The sequence below is a fragment of the Rhizobium sp. WSM1328 genome (genome assembly GCF_057653715.1).
The window spans coordinates 96,966-115,462 of sequence record NZ_JBYGKO010000005.1; the positions used below are offsets into that span (position 1 = coordinate 96,966).

General features: G+C 58.0%; 22 protein-coding genes. 10 read left to right on the forward strand and 12 right to left on the reverse strand.

The genetic code is table 11. From position 1 onward, the window contains the following. Positions 1 to 190: 190 nt before the first annotated feature. From AC2444_RS34810 to AC2444_RS34830, 5 genes are all read right to left on the reverse strand, one after another. A complete protein-coding gene (locus tag AC2444_RS34810) occupies positions 191 to 1,366 on the reverse strand; it encodes a zinc-dependent alcohol dehydrogenase (protein WP_128407292.1) in 1,176 nt (391 codons plus the stop codon). Between the two features lie 19 nt (positions 1,367 to 1,385). Next, positions 1,386 to 1,736, reverse strand: a complete 351-nt coding sequence (locus tag AC2444_RS34815; protein ID WP_003555372.1) for an SPW repeat domain-containing protein — start codon at positions 1,734 to 1,736, stop codon at positions 1,386 to 1,388. 165 nt (positions 1,737 to 1,901) lie between these two features. Continuing rightward, positions 1,902 to 2,429, reverse strand: coding sequence for a sigma-70 family RNA polymerase sigma factor (locus AC2444_RS34820; protein ID WP_012760466.1), 528 nt, complete (start codon positions 2,427 to 2,429; stop codon positions 1,902 to 1,904). 128 nt (positions 2,430 to 2,557) lie between these two features. Then, positions 2,558 to 2,941 (reverse strand): succinate dehydrogenase, hydrophobic membrane anchor protein, encoded by a 384-nt coding sequence (gene sdhD, locus AC2444_RS34825; protein WP_003555374.1) that lies wholly within the window; start codon positions 2,939 to 2,941, stop codon positions 2,558 to 2,560. A 430-nt stretch (positions 2,942 to 3,371) separates the two neighbouring features. Then, a complete protein-coding gene (locus tag AC2444_RS34830) occupies positions 3,372 to 4,256 on the reverse strand; it encodes an MBL fold metallo-hydrolase (RefSeq protein WP_003555375.1) in 885 nt (294 codons plus the stop codon). 320 nt (positions 4,257 to 4,576) lie between these two features. Here AC2444_RS34830 and AC2444_RS34835 point away from each other — a divergent pair, with 320 nt between their 5' ends. The 5 genes from AC2444_RS34835 (at position 4,577) to AC2444_RS34855 (ending at position 6,273) form a co-directional block, all read left to right on the forward strand. After that, positions 4,577 to 4,837, forward strand: a complete 261-nt coding sequence (locus tag AC2444_RS34835; protein WP_003555376.1) for a DUF982 domain-containing protein — start codon at positions 4,577 to 4,579, stop codon at positions 4,835 to 4,837. Beyond that, on the forward strand, positions 4,834 to 5,316 hold the full coding sequence (locus tag AC2444_RS34840; RefSeq protein WP_003555378.1) for a DUF2243 domain-containing protein: 483 nt from the start codon (positions 4,834 to 4,836) through the stop codon (positions 5,314 to 5,316). The genes AC2444_RS34835 and AC2444_RS34840 overlap by 4 nt, the downstream gene beginning before the upstream one ends. After that, positions 5,309 to 5,470: a hypothetical protein gene (locus AC2444_RS34845; RefSeq protein ID WP_003555379.1), complete on the forward strand. Its 162-nt coding sequence runs from the start codon at positions 5,309 to 5,311 to the stop codon at positions 5,468 to 5,470. Before AC2444_RS34840 ends, AC2444_RS34845 begins: the two co-directional genes overlap by 8 nt. 49 nt (positions 5,471 to 5,519) lie before the next feature. Then, complete coding sequence (locus AC2444_RS34850; protein ID WP_245461335.1) at positions 5,520 to 5,885, forward strand: FAD-dependent oxidoreductase; 366 nt, start codon at positions 5,520 to 5,522, stop codon at positions 5,883 to 5,885. Between the two features lie 169 nt (positions 5,886 to 6,054). Next, a complete protein-coding gene (locus tag AC2444_RS34855) occupies positions 6,055 to 6,273 on the forward strand; it encodes a hypothetical protein (protein ID WP_245461336.1) in 219 nt (72 codons plus the stop codon). A gap of 717 nt (positions 6,274 to 6,990) precedes the next feature. On the opposite strand, the gene AC2444_RS34860 is transcribed toward AC2444_RS34855, so the two are convergent. Beyond that, positions 6,991 to 7,323 carry an oxidoreductase gene (locus tag AC2444_RS34860; RefSeq protein WP_128407287.1) on the reverse strand — a complete coding sequence of 111 codons (333 nt, stop codon included), beginning with the start codon at positions 7,321 to 7,323 and terminating at the stop codon, positions 6,991 to 6,993. 873 nt (positions 7,324 to 8,196) lie between these two features. Between AC2444_RS34860 and AC2444_RS34865 the strand changes: the two genes are divergently transcribed. Both AC2444_RS34865 and AC2444_RS34870 read left to right on the forward strand, forming a co-directional pair. Continuing rightward, positions 8,197 to 8,436 (forward strand): hypothetical protein, encoded by a 240-nt coding sequence (locus AC2444_RS34865; RefSeq protein ID WP_003555381.1) that lies wholly within the window; start codon positions 8,197 to 8,199, stop codon positions 8,434 to 8,436. 458 nt (positions 8,437 to 8,894) lie between these two features. Further along, positions 8,895 to 9,422 (forward strand): NuoB/complex I 20 kDa subunit family protein, encoded by a 528-nt coding sequence (locus tag AC2444_RS34870; protein ID WP_221964793.1) that lies wholly within the window; start codon positions 8,895 to 8,897, stop codon positions 9,420 to 9,422. A 247-nt stretch (positions 9,423 to 9,669) separates the two neighbouring features. On the opposite strand, the gene AC2444_RS34875 is transcribed toward AC2444_RS34870, so the two are convergent. The 6 genes from AC2444_RS34875 to AC2444_RS34900 form a co-directional block, all read right to left on the reverse strand. Then, positions 9,670 to 9,810: a hypothetical protein gene (locus tag AC2444_RS34875; protein ID WP_164902828.1), complete on the reverse strand. Its 141-nt coding sequence runs from the start codon at positions 9,808 to 9,810 to the stop codon at positions 9,670 to 9,672. Between the two features lie 15 nt (positions 9,811 to 9,825). Then, positions 9,826 to 9,999, reverse strand: coding sequence for a hypothetical protein (locus tag AC2444_RS34880; protein ID WP_245461337.1), 174 nt, complete (start codon positions 9,997 to 9,999; stop codon positions 9,826 to 9,828). Between the two features lie 486 nt (positions 10,000 to 10,485). Next, the gene (locus AC2444_RS34885) at positions 10,486 to 11,313 is read right to left on the reverse strand and encodes a manganese catalase family protein (protein ID WP_128407285.1); all 828 of its coding nucleotides are present in this window, start codon (positions 11,311 to 11,313) and stop codon (positions 10,486 to 10,488) included. Positions 11,314 to 11,807: 494 nt separating this feature from the next. Further along, complete coding sequence (locus AC2444_RS34890; RefSeq protein ID WP_432431639.1) at positions 11,808 to 12,167, reverse strand: DUF2934 domain-containing protein; 360 nt, start codon at positions 12,165 to 12,167, stop codon at positions 11,808 to 11,810. A 110-nt stretch (positions 12,168 to 12,277) separates the two neighbouring features. Then, a complete protein-coding gene (locus AC2444_RS34895; RefSeq protein ID WP_128407283.1) occupies positions 12,278 to 12,790 on the reverse strand; it encodes a ferritin-like domain-containing protein in 513 nt (170 codons plus the stop codon). Positions 12,791 to 13,149: 359 nt separating this feature from the next. After that, the gene (locus tag AC2444_RS34900) at positions 13,150 to 13,680 is read right to left on the reverse strand and encodes a hypothetical protein (RefSeq protein ID WP_003555386.1); all 531 of its coding nucleotides are present in this window, start codon (positions 13,678 to 13,680) and stop codon (positions 13,150 to 13,152) included. Positions 13,681 to 13,980: 300 nt separating this feature from the next. On the opposite strand from AC2444_RS34900, the gene cphA reads away from it, so the two are divergent. The 3 genes from cphA to AC2444_RS34915 are packed head-to-tail and all read left to right on the forward strand — an operon-like array spanning position 13,981 to position 18,474. Further along, complete coding sequence (cphA, locus tag AC2444_RS34905; protein WP_128450450.1) at positions 13,981 to 16,764, forward strand: cyanophycin synthetase; 2,784 nt, start codon at positions 13,981 to 13,983, stop codon at positions 16,762 to 16,764. Beyond that, complete coding sequence (locus AC2444_RS34910) at positions 16,764 to 17,636, forward strand: isoaspartyl peptidase/L-asparaginase family protein (protein ID WP_012760457.1); 873 nt, start codon at positions 16,764 to 16,766, stop codon at positions 17,634 to 17,636. Before cphA ends, AC2444_RS34910 begins: the two co-directional genes overlap by 1 nt. Next, positions 17,629 to 18,474 (forward strand): cyanophycinase, encoded by an 846-nt coding sequence (locus AC2444_RS34915; protein WP_003555390.1) that lies wholly within the window; start codon positions 17,629 to 17,631, stop codon positions 18,472 to 18,474. Before AC2444_RS34910 ends, AC2444_RS34915 begins: the two co-directional genes overlap by 8 nt. Positions 18,475 to 18,497: the final 23 nt, after the last annotated feature.

Consider the following 18,497-nt stretch of genomic DNA (forward strand, 5'->3'; position numbering starts at 1 on the left):
TTCGTCGAGGTCTACCGGTTGGGGAGGTGGCGCGCCTGCATCACAGCCTTGGAATTGTACAGCGAGGCTATGGTCGCCAAGGCGGTCCTGCATCATGCCGGCCATCACGTTGAGAGAAGCCTCGACTCCATGCCTGGCCTCGAAACTGCGACACGCTTCCTTGAGTGCTCTGGCATCAGCGTTCATAATCTCATGCCGTCAGGACGACCTTGATGCAGTTGTCCTTCTTGTCCCTGAAAGTCTCGTAGAGAGCCGGGCCGTCTTCGAGCTTCGCCCGATGCGTGATGATAAAGCTCGGATCGATCTCGCCTTCCTCGATGCGGCGAAGCAAATCGAGTGAATAGCGGTTGACATGGGTCTGACCGGTGCGGATCGTCAGTCCCTTGTTCATTGCGGCGCCAAAAGGAATCTTGTCGAGGAAACCGCCATAGACCCCAGGAACCGAGACGATCCCGGCGGGTCGGCAAGCCATGATCGCGGTTCGTAGCGCATGCGGGCGGTCAGTTCCAAGCAGGGTGGCGGCCTTGACCTTGTCGACGACGGCATCAAATGATGCTGTAGCATGGGATTCCGCACCAACAGCGTCGATGCACTTGTCGGCGCCATGACCCCCGGTCATCTCCTTGATGCGGTCCGGGATTGTGCCGTCCACTTCGTCGAAATTGATGATCTCGGCTCCAGCCGACTGCGCCAGCGCCAGACGCTCCGGAACATTGTCGATGGCAATGATCCGCGCGGCACCCTGCATCAGCGCGCTTTTGATGCAAAACTGACCGACCGGACCGCAGCCCCAGACGGCGACGATATCGGTGGGTTCGATCTCGCAGTTGGCTGCGGCCATCCACCCCGTCGGAAAAATGTCGCCTAAAAACAGCGCCTGCTCATCGGTCATTCCATCGGGAATGACGATTGGAGAAACGTCTGCATAGGGAACACGCACATACTCCGCCTGACCGCCGGCGTAGGCGCCCGTCAGATGCGAGTATCCGAACAAGCCGGCGGTTGGATAGCCAAACGCCTTGGTGGCGTTATCGGCATCGCGGTTGGTGCGTTCACAAACCGACCAGTTGCCTCTGAGGCATTGCTGACATTCCCCACAGCAGATGGTGAACGGCACCACCACCCTGTCACCAACCTTCAGCTTCTTGTTGTCACGTCCGACCTCAACGACCTCGCCCATGAATTCGTGGCCGAGCACGTCGCCCTTTTCCATAAAGGGAATGTAGCCATCCATCAGGTGCAGATCTGAGCCGCAGATGGCGCAGGCGGTCATCTTGATGATGGCGTCGCGCCCATCTTCGATCTTGGGATCCGGAACGCTGTCGCAGCGGATGTCGCCCTTGCCATGCCAGCACAGTGCCTTCATCGATAAGCTCCTTGTAAGTTCAATTGATCGCGGCCGTTCCTTCAGCACGGATTTGCGTGGTGATAGCAAGAATGAGCGCAACAACCCCGATTGCGTAGACCGGCCAGCGCGTATCCATGGGAAAGGGAAAAAGCCAGGGTGAGAGCAGCATTGCTACGCCAAAGATAGCATCAAGCAACGAACGGATCCGTAGGAACCGCACAGCGTCAATTTCATGGTCGGTCAGGAGCCTGTAGAGCACCATAATGATGCCGAGCGCGATAAGCACCATTCGAGGAGTGCCATTGAGTTCGAGAAAAAACGGCAGGCCGATCACAAAGGACCCGACGACATAAGCAATTCCATGAAGCATGGTCGGTACGAAGCGCATTGTTCCCCCTATCCTTTCTGGCCTTCAAACTTCCAAATGAGGCGCTGGTTCCCGCTTTTCAGGGAGCTTACGGATCCGCAAAAACTACGCGTGGTCCCCCGATGGCGGGAAGTGGCTTGGGCAGTTTTTGTAGGATTGTAATCTGCTGTCCACCATGATCGTATATCACCTTGCAGCGACGGCTCCTGACGCGGTGGTTTCACCGAGCGCCGAAATTACGGCGGCCCTTGCACGCGAGATACGGCTTTTGATCGTGCCGAGTTCGCACCCGCACACCCCGGCGATATCCTCGTAGCTGTCGCCATTTGCCGCCATCAGCAACACCTGGCGCTTGTCGGCGTCGAGAGCTGAAATGGCTTTATCGACTTCCCCCGTGCGCAAAGACCATTCCTGGGTCGATTGTACCGCCTGCCCGGATGTAGCGACTTCCATGTCCGCACAGAGGGTAAATCTCTGGCGGATCTTGTATTTCGTGCAATAGGTGTTGCGGGCAATCGTGAACAGCCAGGATTTTACGTTGGTCCCGGGCCGAAATTGATCAATGTGAGCGAGCGCCTTGAGCATGGTATCCTGCGTGAGATCGTCCGCATCTGTCACAGATCGTTCGAACCGCATCGCGAAGCGGTGCACCGCCGGCATTAAGGCAACGATTTCCTTTTTGATCTCCGCACCCGTTCCACCCAGTCCGCTCATGTTTTCTCTCCTCGTGGTCGAAGAAGAATGAGGATGGAAGCTACGCGTTCCCGCTCGTTCGGGAACAGTGCGGAACCGTACGGGCGATTCTAGCGGCGGGAAGGCGTAACGTTTCACCACGACCTAGACTATTGCTGTGCAGCTTCAAACATCATCCTGAGGATGGCGAAGAGACAGAGTAGACAGACCAGCCAGGTGAAGGCCGAGTTCAGAAACAGAAGGACGAGCTTTCTCATGTGTCCATGGACGTAGTCTTCGATGATCGTCCGCATGCCGATATCCATGTGGACGGCGCTGAGAAGAATGAAGGCGAGGAGGGCGGGGCCAATCCAGAAGCTGCCGATCGAAGCAACGACAAAGTCGCGATCTCTTCCAAGCAGATAGATCCCGATCCCGATCAAATAAGGGGTCAAGATGCCCAATGCCAAACCCGATGCTTGTTTGAGAACGTAAGGCCGGGTGCCTCCCTTCGCGGATCCCAAACCCCGAACGCGTCCGAGCGGTGTCGTCATCGTGGTCCTCCCAATTCGCAAGCGTCCTCTCGCGTCGGCTCGCTGTTGAACCAATTCACCTTTCAAGCAAAGCGAACTTACTTGACCGAAGGCCTTCGCCGTATTCGCTCACCTGCCTTGCTCACGAAGGTCGCGGCCCCTGTTTTAACGACCTGAAGGTCGGGCCGGTCTTCAGGATGAGCAATGGCATGCTCATCAAACTCTAGCTCACGCTGGCTATCACCATGGTCAGAAATGACTGGGGGTGCAGCTAAGGTTTCAGAGGGTCCCGCGCTGGGCCGTTCCTCCGCCGCCCGACAGTGCTCAGACTGCTTTCCGGCCGGTCGGCCCGCTGCTCCCCGGATCCGATTAGCGCGTCGGCCGATGACATCATCTTGACTTGCCATTCCTTCTTTCTCCCCTGGTCGATCATCAACGTGAGACTATCGGTCTACCGGTAGGCGTCGTTTCCGCTCTTGCCAGGCTTTGCCGGGTCGAGCGCATACGGTCGTCCGCCAGGCACGGCAATTGCTGAAAAATTCGCGGCAAGCTCGTGGAGACGCGCACGCATGTGTTCGCCCCGAACCGGCTGGCCGTGCCCCGTGATGACCAGTTCCGGTTCCAGACTAGCCAGCATGACGACCGAGCGTTCGGCCTCGTCCCAATCGGGTGTCAGGTAGCGCGGTGGCCCGTGCATCTCCGGTTTTTGCGTCATAACCTCATAGACGGATTCCTGGCCTGTCGTGACGATCGCGTCGCCGGCTATCAAGGTGCGGTCACTTTCACGCCACAACGAGATGTGACCCGGCGTGTGCCCTGGCGTATGCAGCCACTCCCATCCCGGCATGGCTGGTACACTCCGATCCGGCGGCAGCATCTTCAGCCACCGACCCACATCGACGGGGGAGCGTGGAAAGAGAGGCGACAACAGCGCCATCGCGCCACCGCCGACAAAGGCATCGGCCGGCGGATAAGAGGCTTGTCCGTTTAAATATGGAAACTCGAGAGGATGCGCGTAGACTGGAACGTCCCAATGCTCCGCGAGCCCCTCCAGGGAGCCGGCGTGGTCGAAATGGGCATGCGTCATGACGATCGCAGACGGGCGTGTATTTCGTCCGAACCGGGCTTCCGCCGTCTCGACGATTGTATTCTTCGACGTCGGCAGACCGGTGTCGATCAACACCCAGTCATTACCCTTTGCAGGGTCGCCGTGGAAAATCACATTGACGATCGACATCAGGCGGTATGCCAGATCAGGTGCAAAGACCCGTGCTCCAGACGCGCTTTCCGCAGTCGGCGCAATATCGTCGGTCTCAAGTGAAAGCTGAACAACCATCAAAATCTCCTTCGTGAGCGCAACGAACTCCGCTCCGAGGGAGAAGTTCCCTCTGCTCATTCTTCGGAAGGCGCAAACAGGAGGGAACCTGATCGGCTGTCGCTTGTTTGCGGGCTTCACAACGGAGGAAAGTTCCATGTTCGACACTGACGGTAAGCTGCAATATCCTGTGGCGGACGCCGGCGGATTGCCGGCGTCCGCCACAGGAGAGCGATGAGCAACGCGGCACCTCCGCGCTCGTTTGGTGGGCACTAAGCGTCAAGCGCGGGAACTCGCAAGCCCGACAGAGGTTCGTGGGGAAAATATACATGAGGTCTCCCATGAATGAGATTATCGACGCCGATTTCTGCGTCACCTGGCAATCGCCTGTCTTCGTCCGGATCGGTAACGGCATGCGGGAACGTCTCGACAGCCCCGATGCGGCATTGGCGGCGCTTCTCCATCGCTGGCCATCAAGCTATGGTTCCGAATACGAAGTTGCTAAGCGCCGATGTGTCGATGCGATTGCAAGTCACGGCAGCCCGGAGCTTGCCCGCAGAGCGTTCGTAGAAGCGGCGGTCGCTGCCAAGTTGCTCGCATGACGGGCTTGGAGAGGCGACCCACGCGAAGCTTCCCTCTGTCCGCTGGCCTGCTTCTGGGCTTGGGACTCGGAGGTTTCTTTGATGGAATTGTCCTCCACCAGCTTCTGCAATGGCATCATATGCTCAGCTCATGGTATCCAATCACCACGATCGAGAACCTCGAACTGAACACCTTCTGGGACGGCGTCTTCCATTCCGGTACATACGTCTTCGTGCTCGCCGGGCTTTTTATTTTGTGGCGGTGCGGCCGCCTCAGCCATTTCCGCTGGTCGACGGGCGATCTTGTCGCCACCATGCTCATCGGCTTCGGAGCGTTCAACCTCATCGAAGGCGTCATCGACCACCATGTCCTCGGCCTGCATCACGTCAATGAGATGGCTCCCCGCGGGCAGTGGCTATTCTGGGACCTCGGTTTCCTTGCCTGGGGTGGGGCGATGATAGGCGTTGGGTTGTTGATCATGAGGCGGCTCCATGACTGAGATGCTGCGCGAACTCCGCACAGCGGCGATCTGGGCGGCCTTCGGTCTTGGCCTCCTCTTCGCGACGCGACCAGTGTGGTCGTTTCTCCTGTTCGGCCCCCTGATTACCCTGGAAGACCTGCTTTCATTGCGCTGCCTCGGGCTCCCGACATAAAGAGTCGGTTGAATAAGCGATATCGGCGAAGCAGTCGAAAATTTTTTCGATGAACGTAAATGAAGATCGAGCTACCATCGGTGCAGAATGCCGCTCCTCCCGCCGTGTCGTCATCATCGGCGGCGGTTTCGGCGGTCTCGCGTGCGCAACCGAACTCGGTGCCGCTGGGGATATCAAGGTCACGCTCGTTGACCGACGCAACCATAATCTCTTTCAGCCGCTCCTTTATCAGATCGCCACTGCAGCCTTGTCGCCGGCCGACATCGCCGAGCCCATTCGTAAGACGCTCGCGCGTTTCAAAAACTTCAACAAGATCATGGCTGAGGTGTCGGCTCCATCCTCGCGTAGAGTATCACTGTCCGATGGCGACTCGCTCTCCTATAATAAGCTCGTCCTTGCGACAGGTTCTGACTAGAACTATTTTGGACACGATGTTTGGCGGCCGTTCGCACCCAGCCTCAAGAGCATCCATGAGGCGCGCCAGATCCGCCATCGGCTGCTTCTGGCTTTCGAGCGAGCGGAGCGGGCGAAGAGCGAGGCTGAGAAGCAGGCCAGTTATTGGCGGGGGACCCACAGGCGTCCAAATGGCGGTCGCGATTTTTGAGCTCGCTCACTTCATGATCAGCCGCGACTTCCAAAACTTGCAGCCCGACGATATGCGAGTGATCCTGGTTGGGGCCGGACCACGTTTGACGAAACGGCAGGGGAGACCGGCGCCGGCCATCACCTCGCAGCGGCTGATGGCGCTAGCAACAGGCCAGTTGATCGCGTACGACCATAATCTTAATATTCGCCGAGTCTAAGTTCGCGATCCGCGATGTTGAGGGCGCATACCGGGCGATGGCCGCGGGGTGTGCTGATGCAAAGCGAGCGGAGCTCGCTGGCGAGGCTATTCCCATCATCGCAGCGCTTTATGAGGTCGAGGCCACTTTGATATCCCCCCGGCGATCAATGACGTCGACGACTTGCCGCCCCGACCGGCGCAGCGCGACATCGACCGAGCAATTCGAAAGCCGAGGTTCCGCGGCGTGATGCGCCGACCTTTTTCGGAATCTTCAGTTTTGCCATGACGGGCTCCTTTCGAGCAGGAGACTCCAGCAACGCACCTCAAGTTCCTGCGCTAAGTTCAATGGTAGCTAAACTGCTGTCGGTTCCGCTTGAAATCCACGCATTTCATAACCAGGTCGCTCGCCGGCTGCATCGCCGAAGAACTTCTGGGGGCCACGTCAGCCAGAGCCGATATCATGATAGAGCCCTACTGCTCATTTAGCGAAATCACTTGCCGGACGTAGGGCGATTTAATGACGCGTTGCCCGATGCAAACCGCTAAGACATGCGTTGAAGCACTCGTTCGGGCAACGCTGATCCGGAAGGGGATCAAGCAGCATTATGCAAATTTTTGCAACTGGACGGCAGCGCATGATCCCTCCGAGGATGTAAAGTGGTGGAAATGCCGCTTTCAAGGAGCATTTATGGTGATCCTGGCGAGAGAGCAGCGGCATTTCCTGTCGCGAGAGACATCAGCAAGCGTTGGCCGCACCGGATTGCGCCGAGCTGGTGGGAGCAGGATTACCGGTGCCAGTTCCCGCTGCGCGCTGGCAGTCATTCGGATCGCCGCCGGAGGCACCTGAATTGCTGGTGCTGTCCGTGGGATTGCCAGCGTCGGCTCCAGTGCCAGTAGAATTGCCGCCGCTGTTGCCGCTCCCGGATGCGGCGCCGCCAGACGACGAGCTATTGCCCGAGGTCCCGCCGTTAGCAGCCCCCGAGTTTCCCGAGCTTCCCGACGACTGGGCGATGGCGGATGTCGCGAGTGTGAGTGCGAGCGCCGACGTTGCAAGGATCTTTATGATCATGAGTATCACCTTTGGGTTAGGACATCGTTACTATGGTCCAACCTCAAAAACACGACCGGGTTCCTGCGAGAGAGCCCGCGTTCCGGATATGTCCGTCAACGTACAGAGGAAGGCTCGATCAGGCTTTTATCGGCGGGTGGTGATAGGCAGCCATTGATCTGACTTCGGGATGAAAACTGGCCAACGCCACTCATGCGCTTTGGCCGCCGCGCTGGCCAAATTTGGCCGAATGGAGGAAGCAAGAGTGGCCGCAGCTCGCGTGCTCCAGCTTTCGTTTCGACCGCCAGTTTGTCGGTGTAAACTAAGGCTCCAGCTCTGACATCGGTTTTCTGTAGCGTCCCGCGGAACGAAGAATGCCGGAATAAGCCGCCGTTGCCCTTGGCGATACCCGACGCAAATCAACGCATCGCAAGCTAGCACACTGTGGATCGTTTGCGGATCGCGCGCTTCTGCAATGCCATCAGCATTCTTAGAGCCCGTTTACTTGCGTAGGTCGGCTGCCTTGTGATCCAAACCGACGGCGGCGCGCGAGAAAGTTCGGCAGGATGTCGTGGCTGCCAGTTCGGATAACTGGTACTGGTGCCCGGAAATATTGGTCGGACTTGTTTCGTCGGTGAGGTCAGCATGCCAAGCGGCGGAACTTCCATATTTCGTCTATGTTTTATGGACATGAGCAACACAGAGCAAAGAGCCACGAAAGGCATGGTCAAACTCGGTCTGACTATCTTCGTCGTCGCGGTAATTATTGCGGTGGCGTGTTTGGCTTTCTTCACGCCGGGAAAAGTCTAGTCCGACGCTGCGACAGCGGCCAACAACAGCAGCACTGACCCGGCGCCGGCGGAAATGGATTTGCCCCCTACTGGAGCAGGCGAGATGAGCGATAACTTCAGCGCGAAAGAGACCTTGGCCATATATGGCGCGTGCGCGACCACGATCACACTCGTCCGGGATGGCTTTTTCACCGAGGAAAAGACGCCGACAATGCAAGATGCAATCGACTACCTTGAGGCATTGGACGCTGCCCCACTTGGCGTCGTTCTCCACATCCGCGTCCACGGGCGCAACATTCCATTCGGCCGGGGTAGCGTATCGAAGCTGATGGGGGAGCTTTGAGTAGATGCCGGTCCTTTTTCCGATAGGATATGATCCGGGGTGGCTGCCTTGCGCAACTCGTTTCGCTGCTTAACTGTTGAAGGCGGGGTTCGGCTTCACGCGCTCTTTCTCGTGCGGTCCACCACTCCGAAGACGAGGAATGCAAGCTCGCTGCCAGCCAAAATAGCTGAAATCGCGACGGCGAAATCTACCCGCCGATCGCATCTGCGAGATCTCCGTTGCGCTGCTAATCCGCCCTAGCTCGACTTCCGCGACTGGAACGATGGACGTCCGACAGAATTCGCCCTGCTAGCGACAGCTATTCCACCTGGAGCGATCCCGGGAGAGCTCGGTCATTACTGGTTTCGGTACGGTTTTGGACCGTGCGGTTGGGTTTTGGAACGCAGTCACCATTCGGTTGTTGAGTTCGACGCTACATGGAGATCCTCATGTCTCAATCTGTTCACCCACGCAGCCCAATGAACTTCCAGTATCCTGGTGAGCAGACCCGCGGCGATCCTACCATGGGCATGATCAATGCCGAACTGGCCGACAAAGGCTTTCTCGTCACTAGTACGGATGAGTTGATCACCTGGGCCAGAACCGGCTCGTTGATGTGGATGACGTTCGGCCTTGCATGCTGCGCCATCGAGATGATGCAAATGTCGATGCCGCGCTACGACGTCGAGAGGTTTGGTGTTGCTCCGCGCGGCAGCCCCAGGCAGTCCGATTTGATGATCGTTGCGGGGACGCTCTGCAACAAGATGGCACCAGCGCTTCGCAAGGTTTACGATCAGATGCCCGAGCCGCGATACGTAATCTCGATGGGCTCTTGTGCCAATGGCGGCGGATACTATCACTACTCCTATTCCGTAGTGCGTGGCTGCGACCGTATCGTTCCCGTGGATATCTACGTTCCAGGCTGCCCACCAACTGCTGAAGCATTGCTCTATGGCATCTTGCTCCTGCAGAGGAAAATCAGGCGTAACGGCACGATCGAGCGATAGATACGACCGTTCCTATTGCCGCACCTCTCGGTTTGCCGCGGCGGCCGAGGCCGACCCGAAACTACTCCAAATTCGAAGTCATTCGCTTTCCAGCTCTGGGCGACTTTCAACGAGTTCGCGGTCGAGGATCTGGAAGAATTCTGAGCAGGGAGGAATGCAAGACTCGCCGCCGCCGGCGTCTCCTGGACTTGGCGGGTCCCAATTGTACCAGCACAGCCGGGATCGACACCTTCGACAACAGGCCGCCCTACGACATCCTCAAGACGGTCGAGGATGAATGCCACGTCGAAATGGCGGTGCGGGATTCTTCCAGGACGAACTGACGCAGAACCTGCTCGTGGTCGCGGGAAGCAAGGCGGACAGCGATGACGACGCGCAATATCTTCATCGTAGCGTCGCTCGGCTAAGCTTCCAGCGCCGCTTTGAGCTTGCCAACCACATCAAGGCGGATTCGAACATCATCATCAGATTGCAAACGCACACAGTAGGCAACCGACCAGCTGAACGCAGCATTCAAAAACACCAAGGCCAGCTTTCTCATGGGACTGTCAACGTAGTACTCAATGATGATCCTCATCCCGATGTCCATGTAATGGCGCTCAGGATAACGAAAGCCAGCGGGGGCCCCAAAAGCTCCCGTTGGCATCACGGTCGCGACCGAGCAATATATCCCAAGGGCAACCAGGTAGGGCGTGTCAGAATGCCTGGCGCGATGCCAGATACCTGCTTTCGAACATAAGATCTCGTCCCCCCCTTTGGCTGACCCAAGGCCGCGAACTCGTCCCAACGGTGTAGCCATAACTTCTCCAAATATAGGCTGTTCGGCATCATCAGTCGATTGTTACGTACCGTCGGTCAACCGGACCGGCAGCAGGGACAAGCCGCGCCCGGTTGCTCGTGGTGGAGCGTGTCCAGGGAACCGGACAAAGCTACCGAGCTGGCAAACCGATTTGGTTTATTTTCATCGCGGGGACCCAGCAATGACCAGTAGGCGTTTGGGCTTCTCGAATGCGAGTCGTCACGTCGGGTAAGACGCCGGCGATATCGCCGACGTCTGTCATCCTCAGAGCTGCTCCGTCTGCGCACCGCTGTTCGGTTTTGCCGGACCGAGCACCGGTTTCTGTCCAAGCGCTGCCGTCATAGGCATGGAGGTGAATTCGCCCTTTCCATCAACAGAGGAACCCTGTGACCACCGGCCGGGGACCGGATCGCTGGCGTCGGCTTGAAAGCCGAGGAAGGTATAGCTGAATTCCTGCTTTTCCTGCTCTTGCGGAAAGCTGTTTGGGATTGGGAATACACCCGATGTCCCGCCCAATTCCTCGAGAGCGGCTAGCCACTGGTTCTGGTGCATGGTATCGCGGGCGATCAGAAAGGATAACATATCCTTCATGCCGGGATCGTTCGTCATGTTGAACAGGCGGACAGCTAGCACCCGCCCGGTCGATTCGGCAGTTACGTTCGCGGTCATATCAGCGGCAATGTTTCCGCTTGCATAGATATGCGACATGTCGAATGGCACGCCGTCGGAATCGACGGGCATCGCCGAAAGTCCGGCAGAAAGCAGGTTCTTGAGGTTGATGCCGCCAAGGACGGCTCCCCCGATCGGATCGGCGGCAATTTGCTCTTTGAGTTTGAGCGGCGCGCCCTCGAGGTTCATGGCAACCGCGGTCGCGAGCATTTCGATATGTCCGAGTTCTTCCGCAGCGGTGTTCATCAACAGGTCGCGGAACTTAGGGTCCCCGCGAGCGCCGCATGCCTGAAAGAAATATTGCATCGCCACGCGGATCTCGCCCTCGACGCCGCCGATCGCCTGCTGCAAGGCGCGCGCGAACAGGGGATCGGGCTTCTCAACCCGGACAGGATATTGCAGCTTACCGTCGGTATAAAACATGGAGACTCTCCTCTGATGTGAAGCCACACGAACAACTCATGGCGGTTTCGGTTCCATGCCACCCACGAATTTCACCAGTTAAAGGCTGCAGGCGTGTCGTTCGGGCAAAATCTCGCTGACGATCAAAGCTGCATCGGAAAAATTCCCGTACGTTACCGCGCGGTTCTCGAACCGTTCGGAACGCGCAGACGCCATGCCCATTCCTGTTCCAGCACAGTAGGAGAGGGATATGAGTGGACCGGGTTCAGCAGGTGCCGAAATGGAAAGGGAAATTGTTCGTTGATGCCGACAGTGCGCCGGTTTGTAAAGCAGCTCGAGCGATCTGCACAGATGCAGACGGATCTCACGCAGGATACGATGTTAAAGGCGCTCGCCCACCGGATAGCACAACGGCGCAATCGGAAGAATCGCCGTTGGGGGGAGAAACCTCTCGCTGCCAAGTGATGGGATTGGGCGACAACAGACACCGGTGGCGCCGCAGCAAGCTTCCCGAACTACAGCGAGGAGATGCACTGGGGCAGTCGCCATGGCCTCGTCGCCGCCTCGGGCTGCTGGCCTAACTCTTCCATGGAAATTTCCGCTAAAGCCGGCGGTTGGCATGCCACCGCGCGCAATTCTTCAGAAGCGCGCTCCCATTGTTCTCGGTCCCGTCCAGCGGGTGAGCCCTCCCTTATCCAAATGTCATAAGCTCGACGGCGGATTTCTACTTCGGAATCTTTCGCCATCCCAGTGCCTCCTCTGTGCTCGCAATGGCTTGGAAAATCAGACATCACGCCGGGCTCGCGTTGGTCCGTACAAATTGGTTCGTGCCAACTTTTTATCTGGCCCGCGTCAATCCCGCGTTCTGTCGGCATCCACCCGATGTCTTTGATCACCTAGGGAGACGAGGTTCATTCCAGTGCCTCCGTCGAGTGGGCAAACGCGACCCGGTGCTGGTCGTGCTAATCGGAAACACCTATTGCAGTTAGACCTTGGCAGTCTGCCCATCTTCCTTGAGGCTTGCGAACCTGGTAGTGACAGCAGCCACGTTCTCGTCCAGCCACTGGGCCATTGCCTGTTCTTCTTTCAAGTTCGCCAGGAGCGCGGAGGTTACATTTCCGTGACCGGCAAGCTCAGCAAGGATGAGGAGCGATTTATAAGCTGCGATTTCAAAATTCTCGAATGCAAAGTTGGCGAACGAGTTCTTGAGGATTTCGTCACCTGCTATCGTATGCCCCATCGCCGCCATGCTTCCGGAGAAGGAGAGGGCAAAGTCCTTCAACGTAGAACTGTCAGCGCCGAACTGATCTAGCAACTCGTCAATGCGTCCAATCTGACCCTCCGTCTCGGTGATGTGCTGCTCAAGACGGCGGGCGACCTCGGGATAGCTTTCGATGCGAGCGACCTGAGGACGCATGATCGACAGAGCTTGGTTTTCCATGGCGTGTGCGTTCTTTAGGCCTGTGACGATAAGGGTTTCGTGTCGTGCGTCGGGCATGTTTCTCTCCTGAGTTGAAGGCGATCTAACTTCCAGGGTGTCCCGCGGTTCCCCTGTCCAGCTTTGAAGATTGGAGGAACTAACCGTCAGCAGGCGGCGCTCCAAGGCGTTGCTTTCCGCAATGGCCGTCGTAGCGATTCATCATCCTGAGCAGCGGGGAAGGCAAAAGCTCGGGTCAATGGGCGTATCAGCGCAACCTTTGTGTCGGAGGTGTTGATGACGGGAACGTTCGCGCGGCGCTTCTTGGAAACGAAGTTGAGCACGGCGCGTCACCAAGCGAGCTGCGGTTTTCTGCCCGGCCGACGAGTGGGATTTGAGGGAACCCATCCATCGATCTATAACCAGCCGCAAAGCAGCAGCTACAGCAACATGTATCTGTCATGACACCAGTAGGGATGAAGGAGATGATCCACGCACAAATGACATGACTTGTCTCGTGGTGACGATCCTGCGGTGCCCTGCTCGAATCCGACCAAGGCAAGACGAGTTAAGGACGCACGTGCGGGCCTGTCATCGGCTAGAATGGTTTCGAGCTCGACGAGGAGGACCTCCGGCATGGTCGCAACTATTGTCAAGAGCTCGGTTGTGATTGCGCCGGTCTGGAACTCTTCTCCCACATAAAAAGCTATGAGGGCGTTGTCTTCGAAGGCATCGATAGCCGTTACTACTGCGTTCCCTGGAAAGGCGCTGATCGTGCCGCCAATCATGTTGATACGGTAACCGGCGAGATCGGCGAGCCCGCTGCAGCTCCGACCCCGAAACTGATAGCAGATCCGACCTCTTTTCAGATACTCGACGGAGAACCGGAACGAGAACCCGCTGTCACACGGGTAGGTTAAGGCCGTGAGCTGGGCGAGCGTATCTTGAAAGGCTGTCCGGGCATCAGTCATCGGCTTTCAAACTAGGCCTGCCCCCGGATGTTCCAGGAAGGCAGCAAGCTAGCGAGTTCCAACTGTGATTGGCCACATAGCTGCCTGTTATTCAAGAGGGCATATCCGAGGAAGCGATACCGCCGCCTCGAAATCGCCTGAAGTCAAAAGTCTTTTTACATCACGTTCAAGCTAGCCTCCCACTTGCAGCGTCCGCAATCGTACTGGAACTAGCTGCCCCCTGCACGGTTTCAGAGGGCAGCCGCGTCTAAGGACGCAGGCGAAGGAATAGGCGAGAGTACAAGAGCCCCAGGGAACCCAATGTACAATCTGGAAATCGAGCCGGGTCTGCAACCGGCGCAGAAACTTCGCGTGCAAGAGGTCGGCGTCTACCGTGGCCCGAACCTTCACAGTCGAACCAAAATGGTCCGCATCCAGTTGGACCTTGGGAAGTTGGAACAGTATCCGACAAATCTTCTGCCTGGCTTCGTTGATGCCCTTCTGAAACATGTCCCCGGATTGCGCGAGCATGGTTGCAGCTATGGTGAACCCGGAGGGCTGGTTCTGCGGATGGAAGAGGGCACGTGGCTCGGACATGTCGCCGAGCACGTCGCCATCGAACTGCAGAACATGGCGGGCGCCGATGTTGCCCGCGGCAAGACCCGTTCGGTGACCAACATGCCCGGCGTCTACAACGTCATGTTCGAATATGAAAATGAGGATGTCGGCCTGTTGGCCGGACGCTTCGCGTTAGAGCTCGTCAACTTGCTATTGCCCATCGAATTGCAGGGGCTTGCTGGCGCCGACATGATCGCACCGTCCCCTCTTGCGCTGTTTGCCATGCCTGAAGCCCTGCGCGTTCTGCGCGCGATGCATTCTGAAATTGCCTTCGGCCCCACGACCGCATCGATCGTTCGTGAAGCTGAAGCGCGCTCCATCCCCTGGCGAAGACTGGACAACAGCAGCCTTGTCCAGCTCGGCTATGGCAAAAACATCAAGCGCATCAGAGCAAGCTGCAGCTCCCTTACCTCCGAGATCGCAGCGGAAATAGCCAGCGACAAGGAACTCACCAATCGCCTGCTGATCCAAGCTGGCCTACCGGCGCCGCTGGGCACCGTTGTCAGTAGCGCGGAAGAAGCGGTCGAGGCAGCACGGACGATAGGCCTTCCGGTCGTCATCAAGCCCGTGGACGGCAACCATGGTAGAGGTGTCAATATCGGTCTTTCGACCCATAGCGAGGTGGAGTGGGGTTTCGAGCAGGCGCGAGCGCATAGCAGCCTGGTCCTTGTGGAACAGCAGTTTGTCGGCGGGGATCACCGCATCCTTGTTATCGGCGGCAGGCTCGTTGCCGCTGCAAAACGTGTCCCCGCCCACGTCGTCGGGGACGGCAGGGCGACGATCGAGCAGTTGATCAACCGCGAGAACGAAGATCCTCGCCGTGGCGAGGGGCATGAGGCGGCACTTACCCGGATCTCGATCGACGAATGCCTCATCCACTACATCGCCCGTTCCGGATATACGCTGGCTAGCGTTCCGGAAAGGGGGAAACCGGTCATGCTCCTGCCAACTGCGAACCTGTCAACCGGTGGCACCGCCATCGACTGCACCGAAGACATTCATCCGGACAATGCGCTGATTGCCTGTCGCGCGGCGCAGATTATCGGCCTTGACATAGCCGGCATAGACTTCGTCGCGCCGGATATCAGGAAGTCTGTTCTTGAGACAGGCGGGGGCATCATCGAGGTCAATGCGGGACCGGGGTTTCGCATGCATCTTTATCCCTCCCAGGGCAAGCGGCGTGACGTTGCAGGTCCGGTTTTGGATCTTCTTTATCCGCCAGGCGCGCCCAGCCGAGTGCCGGTACTGGCCGTGACAGGCACGAACGGCAAAACGACAACGACCCGGATGCTGGCTCATATCCTCGCCGCCGATGGCCAGATAGGCGGAATGACGTCTAGCAACGGCGTCTACATCGACGGCCGGCGTATCATGGAGGGCGACTGCACCGGTCCAATGAGCGCGCGTGTTGTGCTGGGCGAACCGACCATAGACGTCGCTGTTCTCGAAACGGCGCGCGGTGGACTGCTTCGTGAGGGACTGGCATTCAACGCTTGTGACATAGGCTGCGTGACGAATGTGACGGCTGATCACCTTGGCCTTCGGGGTGTCCATTCGGTGGAAGACCTCGCCGCTGTAAAGTCGGTGGTGGTTGAAGCCGTTCATGAAGATGGGTGGAGCATCCTCAACGCCGATGACCCACTGGTCGCCGCCATGCGCGAGGAAGCCGGTGGCCATATCTGCTACTTCTCCACGAAAGCACCCAAGCAGTGGCCGGACTTTTTGAAGGACCACGTTCTCCACGGCGGCCGAGCCCTGGGATGCGACCTGGCTTCCGGCCTGTTCGACATGATACTCTACGACAAGGCACAGAAAATGCTGATCTGCCGCGTCGACGAGATCCCCGCCACCATGAACGGAATGGCTGCCTTTAATGTCGAGAATGCGCTGGCAGCGTCAGCGATGGCCGTATGCAACGGTGTTCCTTTGCCCGTCATCCGTGAGGCGTTGCGTTCATTTGGAACATCCTACGAGCAGTCGGCTGGACGTCTTAACATGGTCGAGCGCGAGGGGGTCCGTATAATCGTGGATTATGCCCATAATCCGGGAGGTCTTCGCGCCCTTGGGAGGCTGGTCGGAAAGCTTAGGACCGGGAATAGCAGCTGCATTGGCGTCGTCGGCATCGGCGGTGACAGACGCGACCAGGATATTTATGAAATGGGCGAGATTGCGGCTAGCGTTTTTGACCGCTTGATTCTGAAGGAGGACTATGATTTGCGGGGAAGATCGGCTGGCGAGGTTGTTGCCATTCTTCGTCAAGGCGCGCTCAAAGCGGGCTTCGACGCTTCCAAACTCGAGGTCGTGCTCCGCGAACACGAGGCGGTCGAGCGCGCGCTGGGCTCAGCCCTAAATGACGACTTAATAGTCGTCACCGCTGACGACATCGCCCGTGTTTGGAAGCGGGTCTCTGCCCCGCCGGCCAACGAACTCGATCCTCTCCCATACAAGGGCGCTATTCCACTCCAATCAGAAATTCGGGTTTTCTGATGTGGTCAATCATTCTCCATGGCGGAGCTAAAACAATTGCAATGAAGGATATGGCTGCCAACCGTTCCGGCTGCAGAAAGGCTTTGGAGGCGGGTGCTGCGATCCTCAGGAATGGCGGCACGAGCATTGACGCCGCAGAGGCGGCAGTGCGCGTTCTTGAAGACGATCCGACCTTCAATGCGGGTTACGGCAGTGTTCAGAACGAAGATGGCGAAGTCGAATGTTGCGCGGCGATGATGGAGGGGGAACGCTTCAACGTTGGCGCGATCGCGGCGGCGAAAGGTGTTCGCAATCCGGTTGCGGCAGCAAAAGCAATGTTATTCGATAAGCCCGTGCTGATCGCAGGCGACGGAGCAAGAGCGTTCGCCGCGCAAGCCGGCCTCAGGCTCTGCGATCCGGATGCGCTCATCGTTATGCATGAAGCCAAGCAACCGGATGCCGAAAAACGTCACGACACCGTTGGCTGCGTTGCACTCGATGAACAAGCACTTTTGGCGACTGCCGTGTCAACCGGTGGATTGCAGGGAACTCCGGCCGGTCGCGTCGGCGATTCCCCTCAGCCAGGTTGCGGTTTCTACTGCGACAACAATATCGGCGGGGCAGTATTTTCGGGTGATGGTGAGGATATCGCCAGGATGATGCTCGCCGCCCGGGTCATGTACGCCCTTCACGACCTCTCGCCGCGAGAGGCGGTAGAGGCCTCGCTCGCTCATCTCGAGCGTATCGGAGGAGAGGCCGGTGGAATTGCTGTGACGCCTGACGGCAAGTTCGGCTGGGCTCACAACAGCGAGCATTTTGCCGTCGCCTATGCGAGCAGCGGTGAGCCGTCTCCAAAGGTTTATTTGAGCAAATCGGAAGAGCAAAATGCTTAAGAAGACCAAGACTGCGAACGGTCGAGATGGCACGCTCATCATCATCGGCGGCCATGAGGACCATGACGGCGAGCGCGTCATTCTCAAGGAGGTTGCAAAGAATGTCAGAGACGGAAAGCTCGTGTTGGCAACCGTCGCGTCGCACGAGCCGGAAGGATATCTCGAAAAATACCAGCGGTCGTTCGGCGATTTGGGCATACCCCATGTGACCGAGCTCTATATCGAGGAGCGGGACCAGGCGACGAGCGAAGACAAGCTTGCAGGACTTCGCGACGTCGGCGCCGTTTTCTTTTCTGGCGGTGATCAGCTCCGCATCACCAGCCTCATCGGCGACACGCCGATCGACGAGCACGTCCATGAAATCTTTGCAAATGGCGGCGTCATCGCCGGCACGTCCGCCGGAGCTTCGGCGATGAGCGATACAATGCTGGTCCGCGGCTCAAATGCTAGCTCGTTCCGGATTGGTGATCTAAGCATGGCTCCCGGGCTGGGTCTGCTCCCGAACGTCATCATCGACCAGCATTTTGCCGAGAGGGGGAGGATCGGCAGGTTGATCGGCGCCGTATCGCAGAATCCACGGGTCTTGGGTATCGGCATCGATGAGGACACCGCGATCGTCGTGCGCGGTCACCGTTTCGAGGTCATTGGCACTGGAGCGGTTTACCTCGTCGACGCTGGAGACATCACCCATACCAACATCGCTGAAGCTTCCCCGGACGAGGCACTATCGATCTATGATCTGAAACTCCATGTCCTAAGCTCCGGTGACGGCTTCAACCTCGAGACCCGTCGGCCGGACCGCGAGACCGTCGCAGTCTCTCTTGAAAAAAGGTGGTAACAGTATGCGGGGGCGCATGGCAA